Consider the following 13,450-nt stretch of genomic DNA (forward strand, 5'->3'; position numbering starts at 1 on the left):
TTGGATCGCCTCCGGCCCTTACTTTTTTCAGGACGCTATTCGGCAGCGTGGCGGTTGGCCTCGTTCAACCAGGTCCACATGCGCACCGGCGTCAGCGGCATGTCGATATGGCGCACGCCGGCCTCCCACACCGCGTCGAGGGCTGCGTTCGTGACGGCGGCGAGTGCACCCACGGTGCCAGCCTCCCCACAGCCCTTCATCCCGATCTCGTTCGCGGTGGATGGGACAAGCTCCGTGTGAAAATGCATCCACGGCACGTCGTAGGCGCGGGGCATGGCGTAATCCATGAACGAGCCGGACATCAATTGGCCGTCCTCATCATAGACGACCTGTTCGGTGATGGCCTGACCAATGCCCTGGGCGACACCGCCATGGACCTGACCCTCTGCCAGCATCGGGTTCATCAGGACACCAAAGTCATCGACGACGGTGTATTTGACCACTTGCGTCTTGCCGGTGTCGGGGTCGACCTCAACCTCAGCAAAATGCGCGCCATTCGGGAAGGATCGGGCGGCGACGGTGTTTTCAAGCTCTGTTACCAGAAGCTCTGCCATCGCTTTCTCACGTGCCTTTGCGGCCAGGTCCATCAGGCTGACGCCCTTATCGGTGCCGACGACCTTGAACTGACCGGAATCGAATTCGATGTCCGCGCTCGCGACCTCAAGCTCTTCCTCGGCGAGGGGACGATATTTGCGGATCATTTCATCCGCGGTGGCATTGATCGAGTTGCCCTGCATGGTCACGGAGCGTGAGCCGCCCGTGCCGCCGCCCTTGGCTATGCGGTCGCTGTCACCCTGAACGAAGTTGATCGCCTCGAACGGAATGCCCGCCCGTTCGTGGAGGATCTGGGCAAAGACTGTTTCGTGCCCCTGCCCGTTTGACTGGGTGCCGACATAGAGATTGACGCTGCCATCTTCGACAAACTCGATCTTGGTCGTCTCGTCCTGCGAGCCGAGGATCGACTCGATGTAGTAGCACAAACCGAGGCCGCGATATTTGCCTTCGGCCGCTGACGCGGCCCGGCGCGCCTCGAACCCAGCCAGATCGGCCTCAACCTCGGCACGGTCGAGCACGCGATGGAAATCACCAACGTCGTAGAGCTCGCCGGCGGCTGAGGTATAGGGGAATGCATCTTTCGGGATGAAGTTCTTGCGGCGCAATTCCTGCGGGTTGACGCCCAGTTCCCGTGCGCACTGATCCATCAAGCGCTCTATGGCATAGATCGCCTCGGGCCGTCCGGCGCCGCGATAGGCGTCGATCGGTGTGGTGTTTGTGTAGATGCCCTGCACGTGGAAGAAAGTGTCCTGCACATCATAGGTGCCGGGCATGACCTTCAGCGCCAGTTCAGACTGGATGAACTGGCCGTAACCGGAATTGTACCCGCCCAGATTGCTGAGCGTGTGAAAGCGCAGGGCGATCAGCTTATGGTCCGCGTCGAAGGCCGCTTCGGCTGTCGTCACCAGGTCACGCCCGCCCGCGTCGGTCAGGTGCCCCTCCCCCCGATCTGCCATCCAGCGTACGGGCCGCTGCAATTCGCGGGCAGCAAAGGCTGTCATGAAATGTTCAGGATAGTCGAAAGACTTCATCCCGAAACCGCCGCCGACATCCGGGTTGGTGACGCGGACCTGCGACTTGTCGAGGCCCAGCTTTTTGGCCAGTGCGTCACGTGTGCCCCAGACCCCCTGACCGTTGAGTGCCAGATGAAGGCGGTCCCCCTCAACCTCCGCATAGCAACCGCGCGGCTCCAATGGATTGGCAAAGACGCGGTTGTCGATCAGATCGAGTGAGACGGTATGGGCCGCGCCGTCGAAGATCGCGGCGACCCGCGCCTCGTCACCATGCGCCCAGTCATAGGCGATGTTGTCGGGCGCCTCGGCATGGATCGCGTCACCACCGATTGCGGTATCAAGATGCACGGGCAAATCGTCGTAATCGACCATCACAAGCTCTGCCGCGTCGAGCCCGGCTTGCCGTGTTTCAGCGACCACCATGGCAACGGCCTCACCGGCGTGGCAGACGCGATCGGCAGCCAGAATAGGACGCATGGGAGCGGCCCCTTTCGAGCCGTCACGGTTCTTTACGACCGAAGCGTCCATCGTGTTGACGAGTTTTCCGTCGAGATCGGCGGCGGTGTAGACTGCAAGAACGCCCTCAACCTCAAGCGCGTCCGTGATGTCGATGCTCTCGATGCGGGCATGAGCGACCGGCGCACGCACGAAGGTGGCGATGGCCGATCCGGCAGGCGCAATGTCATCGACATAGCGGCCCTGCCCGGTGAGAAAGCGATCATCTTCCTTGCGTCTTACGGACTGGCTGACACCGAATTTCGCCATGGGAGCTCTCCTTTACCGGGCCTTACCTGCGGACACTAGCACCCGCACTGCGGCTGTCCATCGCCACTTAACGGCAATTTGCGTCGGGAATCATGTCTCACCCAATTTGCCGCAGCCTCAAATTGGTGGTGATGTGGAACCACGCCCTCGCCATGCTCGGCCGTCCGCCTATGTCCCGGTTCTGACATCTGTTTTCAGGAGCACATTCATGGACGGCATCCTTTTCGGTTCGGTCGGCGTTATCGCCGAGACCTCCCACCTTCAGCGGGCCGCCTTCAACGAGGCGTTCGCCAAAGCCGGTCTGGATTGGCGCTGGGAGGAAGAGGAATACAACCGCATGCTCAAGCAGTCAGGCGGCGCGAACCGAATCCGCAGCTATGCCGATGCGCGCAGGGACAAGCTGACCGAGGATCAGGTGACCGAGTTGCATTTGAGCAAGACGAAGCTCTTTGACGAGACGATGGTCGAAGAAGGGCTGCGCCCCCGTCCCGGCATTCAACGCCTGTTGCGCGAAGCCCGCGCGGCGGGCCTTGCGACGGCCTTTGTAACAACGACCTCTCAAGCCAATATTGATGCGATGTTGGCGGCGCTGGGTGAAACCATCGAAGCGGATATGTTTGATCTGATCACAACGGCTGGGATGGTCGACAACGGCAAACCTGCCCCCGACATCTACACGCTGGCCATCGAGCGGCTGAACCTGACGCAGGCGGTCGCAATCGAGGACAGCGCCCCTTCGATGGAAGCGGCGGTTGCCGCGGGACTGACCTGTTTGGTCACACCCGGTGCCGCGCATGCTGATGACGATTTCGCAAAGGCAGCTGCGGTGGTCGCGCATCTGGGTGATCCGGAAAATCACGTGGAGGGCGCCGACCTGCCAGACGGTTTCGTGACGCTGGACTGGCTTCGCAGCCTGGCGTGATGCTTTGGACGTGCGGTCGCGGTTGACGTTCGCGGCAGGCCGACGCCCAATGCGCGCAGCAGAACAGGAGAACCCCATGTCACGAGAGATCGTTATCCTCAGCGGCGCGCGTACGGCCATCGGCACCTTCGGCGGCAGTCTGGCCGCCATCCCTCCGATCCAGCTTGGCGCAACGGTGACCAAGGCCGCGCTCGACCGCGCCGGTGTGGCGGGCGAGCAGATCGGCAATGTCGTGTTCGGACATGTCATCAATACCGAACCGCGCGACATGTATCTGAGCCGCGTTGCCGCGATGGAAGCGGGCATTCCCGACACGACACCGGCGATGAACGTGAACCGGCTGTGCGGGTCCGGGGCCCAGGCCATTGTGAGCGCAGTTCAGTCGCTGATGCTGGGGGACGCGGATTTCGCGGTTGCAGGCGGTGCGGAGAGCATGAGCCGCTCCCCCTATATCATGCCTGATGCGCGTTGGGGCCAGAAGATGGGCGACGTGCGGACGATGGATATGATGCTGGGCGCACTGAACTGTCCGTTCGGCACCGGTCACATGGGCGTCACGGCAGAGAATGTGGCCGATGAGCATGGGGTGAGCCGCGAGGATATGGATGCCTTCGCGATGCAATCGCAAGAGCGCGCTGCAGCCGCCATTGAAGCAGGCTATTTCGCAGACCAGATCGTGCCCGTTGAGGTGAAGAAACGTCGTGAGATCGTCGCATTCGACACCGATGAGCATCCAAAGGCGACGAGCCTCGATGCGCTTGGCGGTTTGCGCGCTGTGTTCCGTAAGGATGGGCGTGTGACAGCGGGCAATGCCTCGGGCATCAATGACGGGGCAGCCGCACTGGTGTTGGCAGAGGCCGGTGCGGCGCAGGCAGCGGGTTTGACGCCGCGCGCCCGGATCGTGGGCTATGCCCATGCGGGCGTTCGCCCGGAGGTTATGGGGATCGGGCCGATCCCGGCGGTCGAGAACCTGCTCGAACGCACTGGCATGAAGGCCACTGACTTTGACGTCATCGAGTCGAACGAAGCGTTCGCGGCGCAGGCCATCGCGGTCAACCGGGGTTTGGAGCTCGACCCTGCGAAGGTGAACCCGAATGGCGGAGCAATTGCGCTGGGCCATCCAGTCGGGGCCACAGGTGCGATTGTGACGGTTAAAGCGCTCTATGAACTGGAGCGGATCGGTGGACGCTTTGGTCTGATCACCATGTGCATCGGCGGCGGTCAGGGCATCGCAATCGCGATTGAACGCCTCTGACACGGCACAACTGTGCTACCCTCTTCCTGCGACAGATAGGGAGAGGGTGGCATGAACACATCTGGCAAAGCTGGCCTGTGTCTGTGGTTCGATGGGCAGGCAGAAGAGGTCGCGGACTTCTATATGGCTCTCTTTGAGGACGGGCATGTCATCAGCCGCAACCGATCGCCGATCGATTGGCCCGGTGGCGCGGCAGGCGACGTCGTGCTCGTTGAATTCGAAATGGCAGGAATGCGCCTTCAGGCACTGAATGGTGGCCCAGACCGCCCGCATACGGATGCGGCATCATTGACAATTTCCGCGACCGATCAGGACGAGGTGGACCGTTTGTGGGGCGCCATTCTCGCGGCCGGCGGTGAAGAGATCATGTGTGGTTGGATCAAGGATCGGTGGGGCGTGCGGTGGCAGATCGTTCCCGCCGAGTTTGAAGAGATGCGGCGCAGCGCCCCGACCGAGGCACTTGCACGCGGCTACGCTGCGATGATGACGATGCGAAAGCTCGATATGAGCCAACTGCGCGAAGCTGTCCTGACCGGCTAGAGCATCTTAGGACCGGTCGGGGGCGTGGGGACACCCTTGTTCATGGCGCAGGGCAACAAGCTCCTCAGCATGTGCGCCGCAATCGACGCAGTGAAATTCCCCGTTTCCAAACTGTATGAAGTCAGGCAGCCGCTCGACCCCCACGCGGCGGGCGGTGTGGGACCTTTTTACATCTCTGATCTTGTTCCGCTTGCACTTTTCACGGTCGGTCATGCCGCAACGTCCCTCCTTTTCCTTAAGACCAACGCAGGAGTGCAGGATGTGGTTCAGACGGTGCGACCCACTTGCATTGAGGTTGGGTCTGTTTAATTGTCTGACAAATGGATGAGACCCGGCAGAGAGCGGCCGTCCACGGAGATTCAGGGAGGAGAACCCCATGCACAATCTGATGCAAGACTGGCCGCTGCGCGTCAGCGCCATTCTCGATCACGCCGCGCATTATCACGCGGACCGGGAAATCATCTCCCGCTCGGTCGAAGGACCGATCACAAAGACAACTTGGTCCGGTATCCACCTGCAAGCCAAGAAATGTGCACAGGCCCTGCGCAAGCTGGGTGTGGCGCCCGGCGATGTGGTTGGCGTCATGGCGTGGAACACCGCGCGCCACCTGGAAGTCTGGTATGGCGTCCCCGGCGCCGGGGCCGTGTTGCATACACTGAACCCGCGTCTTTTCGCCGATCAGATGAGCTATGTCATTGATCATGCAGGCGATAAGGTCCTGATGGTCGATTTGGATTTGCTGCCGCTGATCGAGGGTATCATTGATCGCCTGCCAAAGGTGGAGACGATCATCGTCATGACTGATCGGACGCATATGCCCGAAACCAACCTTGACGTGCTTTGCTATGAAGAACTGCTGGCCGAGGAAGACGGGCAGGCTGATTGGCATATGGGGCCGGAAACGGATGCGTGTGGCATTTGCTATACATCGGGCACCACCGGCAACCCGAAAGGGGTCGTCTACACCCACCGCTCAAACGTGCTGCACGCCCTTGCCGCCCAAAGCCCTGACATGCTGGGGCTTGGCTCTGCCGATACGGTGATGCCGGTTGTGCCGCTCTTTCACGCCAACGGCTGGTCCATCGGATACACCGCGCCCATGGCTGGCAGCCGCGTCGTGATGCCAGGCCGCGACATGACGCCGCCTGCCGTATACGAAATGCTGGAACATGGGGTGACGATCACCGCGGCCGTGCCGACGATCTGGCTGGGCCTGCTGGGATGGCTCCGCGACAATTCGGACAAGCGCTTCAGCACGCTGGACCGGGTTGTGATCGGAGGATCGTCTTGCCCGCGGGCGGTGATCGAGACCTTCCAGAATGTCTATGGCGTGCAGGTTCTGCATGCCTGGGGTATGACAGAGATGAGCCCGCTGGGCACCGTTTGCTCGTTCAAGCCAGAAATCTCTGCTCTGGATGAGGCAGGACGGCTCGATGCGCAGGAGACCGTCGGCCATCCCCCCTTCACCGTTGAGCTGAAGATCACCGATGATGACGGAGTAACCCTGCCAGAAGACGGTGAGGAACAGGGAAAACTGTGGTGCCGTGGGCCTGCTATCGTTGGCAGCTATCTGCACTCTGGTGAAAGCGCGACAGACGCCGACGGATGGTTTGACACAGGTGATGTGGCGACAATCGACCGCCACGGATATGTGCGGATCACGGACCGGTCCAAGGACGTTATCAAGTCGGGCGGTGAGTGGATCAGTTCCATCGACCTGGAAAACGCCGCCGTCGGTCACGCCGATGTCGCCGAAGCCGCCGCTGTTGGCATTCCGCATCCAAAATGGGATGAGCGGCCAATCCTCGTGGTCGTGCCTGTGCCTGGAACATCGCCCGCCAAAGAGGACATCCTGTCACTCGTCGCCGCGAAATTTGCGAAATGGCAGGTGCCCGACGATGTGGTCTTCGTTGAAGAGTTGCCGCATACGGCGACTGGCAAGATTTCCAAACTGACCTTGCGCGACCAGCTGAAGGCGCGGGGATATACTCTGCCAGGTTGATTGCCGCTGGGCGCTGTCCGGGCTAGGTAAGGGTCAGCCCCTCAGCCACCCGGACAGATCGCCTGCCGATGACCGCCCTTGACCAATACCAGCGTCTCGAAGCGCTCGCGCTTTGGCGCGCCGACGCGACCTCCTCCCCGCGGGAAGTCATCGCGACATTCGGCAATTCGCGCCTGACCTTGATGGATATGAGCGAAGCCCCGATCACCCAGTGGTCGCTGGCCGCGTTGCGCTATAGCGAGGAGGCGGATCCGGCAGGACGCCCGGATGCGGTGGGTCTGACACCTGATCCGGAAGGGGCGGAATGCCTCTGGTTTGATGACGTCGACCTTAAGGCGGCCATAGCCGCTGTCTGGATCGAGGAAGAGGCTGAGGCGGTTGACGCGGCCCCATCGGGCAACCGGGTGTTTCGCTATGTCATCCTAGCATTCGTAAGTATCGCGCTGGTCATCGGAGCCATCCTTGCCAGACCTTGGGCGCAGGATACGCTGCTTGCACAAGTGCCAGAGGAGGTCTGGCGCAGCGTGTCACGAGAGATTGTGACGGCGCAATCGGAGCAAAGCGGGCTTTACCTTTGCCAGCGCGCCGGGCGCGCGGACCCCGCCTTGATGGAGATCCAGACCCGGCTGGGCGCGACACAAGCGCGAATGGAACCCGTGCTGTTTACCGCTCGGCAGGACGTCTCACCCATCATTGCGCTGCCAGACCATCGCGTCCTTCTGGATGCGGACGCGATGCGCAGTGCCGCCCAGCCCGAGGCGCTGGCAGGATTGATGGCCCTGGGCCTCGCACGGCAGGACCGGGAACAACCGCGCAACCGGATCGCCTCCGCCATCGGTATGGGGGGGCTGATTGGTCTGGTGACGCGCGGGTATCTGTCTGAAGATACGGTAGCCGTCGCGGCAGCGGCGTTGGCACAATTGCCAGAGTGGGAACGCCCCGCGGATGCCGAAGCGCTGCGCCTGCTGGAAACGGCGGCCTTGCCCAGCAAACCGCTGGCGCTGATCCTGGCCGGGCGCGGGTTGCCCATTGAGCGGCTTGAAGCGTTGGCGGATGGGGATGTGATCGGGGCAGAACCCTTCACGCCTGCGCTGAACGATCAGACCTGGCTGGGCCTGCGCAGCCGCTGCCCGGCCCGCTGATCCTCAAAGCTCGACAATCACACCATCTTCAAGCCGCACCATCCGATCCATCCGGGCGGCAAGCTCCAGATTGTGGGTCGCGATCAGAGCGGACATGCCGGTTTTGCGCACCAGGGTCATTAGTGCCTCGAACACTTGATCGGATGTGGTCGGATCAAGGTTTCCAGTAGGCTCATCAGCCAGAAGCAGCGCCGGTCCATTCGCCAGCGCACGGCAGAACGCAACGCGCTGTTGTTCGCCGCCGGACAGCTCCCCCGGGCGATGATCCGCGCGGGAAGACAGGCCAACGGTGGCCAGCAATTCCTCGGCCCGTGCGCGCGCGGCAGATGCACTGACGCCTGCAGCGCGCTGGGGCAATTCGATGTTTTCGGACGCCGAAAACTCCGGCAACAGGTGGTGAAACTGGTAGACGAAACCGACAGTAGACCGGCGCAGCAAGGTCCGCGCCTTATCCTTCATGCCCGTGGCGTCGGTCCCTGCAATCTCAACCTTACCTTCATCCAGCGTGTCGAGCAGACCCGCGATGTGGAGCAGCGTCGATTTGCCGGAACCGGACGGCGCGACCATGGCAACGACCTCACCTGCCGCAACGTTGAGGTTCAAGCCGCGCAACACGCGGATCTCAGCGGGTGTGCCTGCATTGTAGGTCTTGGTGACACCGGACAGGTTCAGGGCAGTCTTACTCATAGCGCAGCGCCTCTACCGGGTTCATGCGCGCGGCGCGGCGCGCGGGAAAGATGGTAACAACAAAGGAAAGGCCGAGCGACAGCGCCACCGCGCTCAGCACATCGCCCAGCTGCAGTTCGGCCGGAAGCTGGCTGATGAAACGTACCGATGGATCCCAGACCCCGCCGCCGAGCAGCCAGTTCACGGCGTTGAAAATCGGATCGATATAGATCGCAAAGAGGCAGCCAAGAACCACGCCGACCGCCGTGCCGACGATGCCGATGCTGGCCCCACAGATGAAAAAGACCCGCAGGATCGAGCCCTGGCCCAGACCCATGGTCCGCAGGATGCCCACGTCGCGGCCTTTGTTCTTGACCAGCATGATTAGGCCCGAGGTGATGTTGAGCGTAGCGATCAGCACGAGGATCGAAAGGATGACAAACATGATGTTGTCCTCCATCTCAAGCGCCCGAAGGAACCCCCCCGCACTTTGCTGCCAGGTCCAACTAAGCATGTTCGGACCAGCTGCGGCGAGAATATCATCCAGATAGGCATCGATGCGCTCTGGATCCTCGACCAGCACTTCAAGCTCGTCCACCACGCCGTCGCGGTTGAAATAACTCTGCGCCTCGGCAAAGGGCATGTAGACGCGGACCCTGTCGATGTCGAAACGGCCAACCTGAAAGATGTTGACCACCTCATAGGTCGAGGTGCGCGGGCTGGTGCCGAATGGTCCCTGCACGCCATTGGGCGAAATCAGTTGCACCATGTCGCCAACCCCGACGCCCAATGTCTGCGCGACACCTGACCCGATTGCGATCCCTTCCTCCAGACGGGTGAGATCGCCGAGCGAGATTTCCGGCTCTGCCAGAAGTGGCAGCGTCTGAACATCCGACAGACGCTGGCCCACCACCTCAACACCCGCATTGCTTCCATTGGCTGCGGCGAGAACCTGCCCGCGAATGGTGGGGGCGGCACGGGTGACCCCCTCAACCATCAGGACACGCTCCGCGGTCTCATCAAAGGTTTCAATGGTGCGAACGACCTGCCCAAACTCATTGCGATAAGGTTGCTGCAACACGGTGACATGGGCGTTCGCGCCCAGAATGGTCGCCACGAATTCGGTTCTGAAGCCGGATCGAACCGCCAAAGTCGCGATCAGGGCAAAAACGGCGAGCGCAATGCCGATCAGGCTGATCCACGTCATAACCGAGACGCCGCCCTCCTTGCGCCGCGCGCGCAGGTAGCGCCACGCAATCAGCCACTCGAAAGCGGAAAAGGGCCGGGCCGAATTGGACATGAAGTGCCTCGCAGATATCGCAGCGTTGAGGCCGGAGAATGGTGTGCGGCCCGCAGAATGACAAGTACACGCGGTATTATCATTGCGGGATCGTTACCGGTGCGTGATCAGCACTCAGGCACGTTGACGGCAAGCCCACCCAACGATGTTTCCTTATATTTCTCACTCATATCCCGGCCGGTCTGGCGCATCGTCTCCACACAGGCATCGAGGCTGACAAGATGACGGCCATTGCCGCGCAACGAAAGGGATGCCGCACTCACCGCCTTGATCGCGCCGAGGCCATTGCGTTCAATGCACGGGGCCTGCACCAGACCTTTGATTGGATCGCAGGTCATGCCGAGGTGGTGTTCCAGGGCAATCTCGGCTGCATTTTCCACTTGTTCCGGCGTGCCGCCCATCACGGCGCAAAGCCCAGCAGCAGCCATGGCAGCGGCAGAGCCAACCTCCCCCTGACAGCCGACTTCAGCGCCGGAGATAGAGGCATTGGTTTTGATGATCCCGCCGATGGCCGCGGCGGTCAGCAGAAATTCATCAATCCGATCGCGCGATGCGCCGGGCACATGATCGAGCCAGTAGCGGATTGTCGCGGGGACGACACCAGCCGCACCATTTGTCGGCGCGGTCACGACCTGACCACCGGCGGCATTCTCCTCATTCACCGCCATGGCGTAGACCGAAAGCCAGTCGTTCACTGTGTGCGGCGCGGAGAGATTGTTGCCACGTTCCTCCAGCAGTTGGCGGTGGATGTTGCGGGCGCGGCGTTGGAGATGCAGGCCTCCGGGGAGGATGCCCTCCTCGCTCATCCCACGGTCGATGCAATTTTCCATCACCGACCAGATTTTCTTCATGCCCGTCGACAGGCTTTCGCGGTGGCCTTCGGCATATTCATTGGCCTGCTTCATCTGTGCGATGGACTTGCCGCTCTCACGGGCCATGCGCAGCATCTCAGCCGCATTGTGGAAAGGATAGGGCGCGTTGGTCAGCGCATCTTCCGTGCTTTCCTTCTGGCGCTCCAATTCCCGCTCGGTCAGCACGAAGCCGCCACCGACTGAGTAATAGGTCTCGCGTAACCAAAGCGCGCCATTGGCATCGCCTGCTTCGAGGATCATGGCGTTGGCGTGGCCGGGCAGATTGCGTTCGAAATCGAAAACCAGATCCGTCGCAGGGTCGTAGCGCAATTCAGGCAACCCTTCGGGACGCAAGATGTGGTTGGCCGCAAGATCGGCCAGGGCCGCATCCCCGGCTTCTGCATCGAATGTCTCAGGCGCGAAGCCCAGAAGCCCCAGATGAACCGCACGATCTGTAGCGTGCCCTTTGCCCGTCCACGCCAGCGATCCGTGCAGCGAGCAACGAATGGCCGCCAGGTCGCCCGCACCCGGAACGCGATCTTCGCCGCTGCGCAAAGCCTCCAGAAAGCGCCCGGCCGCAACCATCGGGCCCATTGTGTGGGACGATGACGGGCCGACGCCGACCTTGAAGATATCGAATACGCTCAGAAACATGGCCCGCATCCCTTCCAGTTCTGGCCTCTTCTAGCGAAGCGTGGCGCAGGTTGCATCCCGAATACGACCCCTTCCAACCCTTGCGCGCAGGACTGGCGAGGGGATTGGATAATTTCGAATTGTCATGCGGCGCGTGCGCATCTGGTCAGCAAGCGCGGGGCTGCTACGTTTGGAGAATGACGCCTTTTGCCGATCTTCTGGAACGTCTTGCCTTCACGCCCGGCCGCAATGGCAAGCTGACACTGCTGCGGCAGTATTTTGCGACCACGCCGGACCCGGATCGCGGCTGGGCGCTGGCTGCGCTTGCCGGAACGCTGGACCTGCCGCATGTCACCTCTTCGGTCATCAAGGGCTTGATGGAAGAGGCGATGGACCCGCATCTGTTCGCGCTCTCCCGTGCTTATGTCGGGGATCTGGCCGAAACGGTAAGCCTGCTTTGGCCCGAACCGGATCGGGCAAATCCGCCAAGTCTGGATGAGGTGGTGACGAGCCTGCTTGCGGCCTCCCGCTCTGACAGACCGGCGGTTCTTGCCCGGCTGTTGGATCGGTGCGGGGCGAGCGCGCGGCTGGCCTTGATCAAGCTTTGCACGGGCGGAATGCGGGTGGGCGTGTCGACGCGACTGGCGCAAACCGCACTCGCCGACACGAACCATCCCCTTGAGACGATCGAGCGGCTGTGGTTCGCGATTGATCCGCCCTACACGGAACTGTTCGCTTGGCTCGACGGTGGCGCGATGCCGGATGTTGACCTCAGCCTTGCCTATCGCCCGATGATGTTGGCCCATCCAGTGGAGGACCGGGTTTCTACCCTCAGCCCGGCAGAGCATGTTGCCGAATGGAAATGGGATGGCATTCGGGTTCAAGCGGTGGCGACCCCGCGGGGGCGGCGGCTTTACACCCGGACGGGTGACGATATTTCCAAGAGCTTTCCCGACATTCTGGCACAGATGGACTATCACGGCTGTCTGGACGGAGAACTGCTCGTCGTGCGCGACGGAGAGGTCGCGCCCTTTGCCGACCTTCAGAAACGATTGGGCCGCAAACGTGTGGGCAAGAAGACGCTCGCGGATTATCCAGCGCATGTCCGCGCCTATGACCTGCTCGACATCGACGGTATCGACCTGCGCGATCTGCCCTGGTCCGAGCGGCGGGCGCGGTTGGATCGCATGGATTTGCCCGAGCGTTTCGACCTCTCCCCCTTGATCCCGTTCGATCAGTGGGACGCGCTGGAGGCGCTGCGGGACGGCGCGCGGGGTGAGGCGTTGGAGGGGCTGATGCTCAAACGCCGCGACAGTGCTTACGTTGCCGGTCGCCCGGTCGGGCAATGGTGGAAATGGAAACGCGATCCGTTGGAGGCGGATTGTGTGATGATGTATGCCCAACGCGGACATGGCAAAAGGTCTTCCTATTATTCCGACTACACATTCGGCGCCTGGACCGATGGGCCGGACGGGCCCGTATTGACCCCTGTGGGCAAGGCATATTCAGGGTTCACGGATCAGGAGCTGACCGAGCTGGACAGATTTGTGCGGAACAATTTCACCCAACGGTTCGGACCCGTGCGCGCCGTGAAACCGGCCTTGGTTCTGGAAATTGCATTTGATGCGATTCAGGAGAGCAAGCGCCACAAATCGGGTGTCGCGATGCGGTTTCCGCGCATCAAGCGCATCCGCTGGGACAAACCCATTGAAGAGGCCGCGACGCTTGAAAGCCTCAAGGCGATGATTGGCTAAGCTCGCCGCATCCACATTTTTCTGACACGCTGCCAAGGAATGGCGACGCACT

10 protein-coding genes are annotated in these 13,450 nt (G+C 61.6%); 6 read left to right on the forward strand and 4 right to left on the reverse strand.

Going from position 1 to position 13,450, the window contains the following annotated elements:
* Positions 1–35: 35 nt before the first annotated feature.
* Positions 36–2,333, reverse strand: a complete 2,298-nt coding sequence (locus POI8812_RS12750; protein WP_108782969.1) for a xanthine dehydrogenase family protein molybdopterin-binding subunit — start codon at positions 2,331–2,333, stop codon at positions 36–38.
* Positions 2,334–2,541: 208 nt separating this feature from the next.
* Between POI8812_RS12750 and POI8812_RS12755 the strand changes: the two genes are divergently transcribed.
* The 5 genes from POI8812_RS12755 to POI8812_RS12780 all read left to right on the forward strand — a co-directional run bounded on the left by POI8812_RS12755 (position 2,542) and on the right by POI8812_RS12780 (position 8,194).
* Entirely contained in the window at positions 2,542–3,255 is a 714-nt protein-coding gene (locus POI8812_RS12755) for an HAD-IA family hydrolase (RefSeq protein WP_162844911.1), read from the forward strand.
* 76 nt (positions 3,256–3,331) lie between these two features.
* On the forward strand, positions 3,332–4,510 hold the full coding sequence (locus tag POI8812_RS12760; protein ID WP_108782971.1) for an acetyl-CoA C-acyltransferase family protein: 1,179 nt from the start codon (positions 3,332–3,334) through the stop codon (positions 4,508–4,510).
* 51 nt (positions 4,511–4,561) lie between these two features.
* On the forward strand, positions 4,562–5,050 hold the full coding sequence (locus tag POI8812_RS12765; RefSeq protein WP_108782972.1) for a VOC family protein: 489 nt from the start codon (positions 4,562–4,564) through the stop codon (positions 5,048–5,050).
* A gap of 376 nt (positions 5,051–5,426) precedes the next feature.
* Entirely contained in the window at positions 5,427–7,052 is a 1,626-nt protein-coding gene (locus tag POI8812_RS12775; RefSeq protein WP_108782974.1) for a long-chain-fatty-acid--CoA ligase, read from the forward strand.
* Between the two features lie 68 nt (positions 7,053–7,120).
* Entirely contained in the window at positions 7,121–8,194 is a 1,074-nt protein-coding gene (locus POI8812_RS12780; protein ID WP_108782975.1) for a hypothetical protein, read from the forward strand.
* 3 nt (positions 8,195–8,197) lie between these two features.
* On the opposite strand, the gene POI8812_RS12785 is transcribed toward POI8812_RS12780, so the two are convergent.
* The 3 genes from POI8812_RS12785 to POI8812_RS12795 form a co-directional block, all read right to left on the reverse strand.
* A complete protein-coding gene (locus POI8812_RS12785; RefSeq protein ID WP_108782976.1) occupies positions 8,198–8,881 on the reverse strand; it encodes an ABC transporter ATP-binding protein in 684 nt (227 codons plus the stop codon).
* On the reverse strand, positions 8,874–10,160 hold the full coding sequence (locus POI8812_RS12790; RefSeq protein ID WP_108782977.1) for a lipoprotein-releasing ABC transporter permease subunit: 1,287 nt from the start codon (positions 10,158–10,160) through the stop codon (positions 8,874–8,876). Before POI8812_RS12790 ends, POI8812_RS12785 begins: the two co-directional genes overlap by 8 nt.
* Positions 10,161–10,267: 107 nt before the next feature.
* Positions 10,268–11,665 carry an L-serine ammonia-lyase gene (locus POI8812_RS12795; RefSeq protein WP_108782978.1) on the reverse strand — a complete coding sequence of 466 codons (1,398 nt, stop codon included), beginning with the start codon at positions 11,663–11,665 and terminating at the stop codon, positions 10,268–10,270.
* Between the two features lie 176 nt (positions 11,666–11,841).
* Between POI8812_RS12795 and POI8812_RS12800 the strand changes: the two genes are divergently transcribed.
* Complete coding sequence (locus POI8812_RS12800; protein WP_108782979.1) at positions 11,842–13,398, forward strand: cisplatin damage response ATP-dependent DNA ligase; 1,557 nt, start codon at positions 11,842–11,844, stop codon at positions 13,396–13,398.
* Positions 13,399–13,450: the final 52 nt, after the last annotated feature.

The sequence above is a fragment of the Pontivivens insulae genome (assembly GCF_900302495.1).
In the GTDB taxonomy this organism is placed as follows: domain Bacteria; phylum Pseudomonadota; class Alphaproteobacteria; order Rhodobacterales; family Rhodobacteraceae; genus Pontivivens; species Pontivivens insulae.

Coding starts and splice junctions, on each gene's coding strand:
- POI8812_RS12755 (WP_162844911.1), top strand. CDS start 2,542: ATGGACGGCATCCTTTTCGGTTCGGTCGGCGTTATCGCCGAGACCTCC.
- POI8812_RS12780 (WP_108782975.1), top strand. CDS start 7,121: ATGACCGCCCTTGACCAATACCAGCGTCTCGAAGCGCTCGCGCTTTGG.
- POI8812_RS12765 (WP_108782972.1), top strand. CDS start 4,562: ATGAACACATCTGGCAAAGCTGGCCTGTGTCTGTGGTTCGATGGGCAG.
- POI8812_RS12790 (WP_108782977.1), bottom strand. CDS start 10,160: ATGTCCAATTCGGCCCGGCCCTTTTCCGCTTTCGAGTGGCTGATTGCG.
- POI8812_RS12800 (WP_108782979.1), top strand. CDS start 11,842: ATGACGCCTTTTGCCGATCTTCTGGAACGTCTTGCCTTCACGCCCGGC.
- POI8812_RS12750 (WP_108782969.1), bottom strand. CDS start 2,333: ATGGCGAAATTCGGTGTCAGCCAGTCCGTAAGACGCAAGGAAGATGAT.
- POI8812_RS12795 (WP_108782978.1), bottom strand. CDS start 11,665: ATGTTTCTGAGCGTATTCGATATCTTCAAGGTCGGCGTCGGCCCGTCA.
- POI8812_RS12760 (WP_108782971.1), top strand. CDS start 3,332: ATGTCACGAGAGATCGTTATCCTCAGCGGCGCGCGTACGGCCATCGGC.
- POI8812_RS12785 (WP_108782976.1), bottom strand. CDS start 8,881: ATGAGTAAGACTGCCCTGAACCTGTCCGGTGTCACCAAGACCTACAAT.
- POI8812_RS12775 (WP_108782974.1), top strand. CDS start 5,427: ATGCACAATCTGATGCAAGACTGGCCGCTGCGCGTCAGCGCCATTCTC.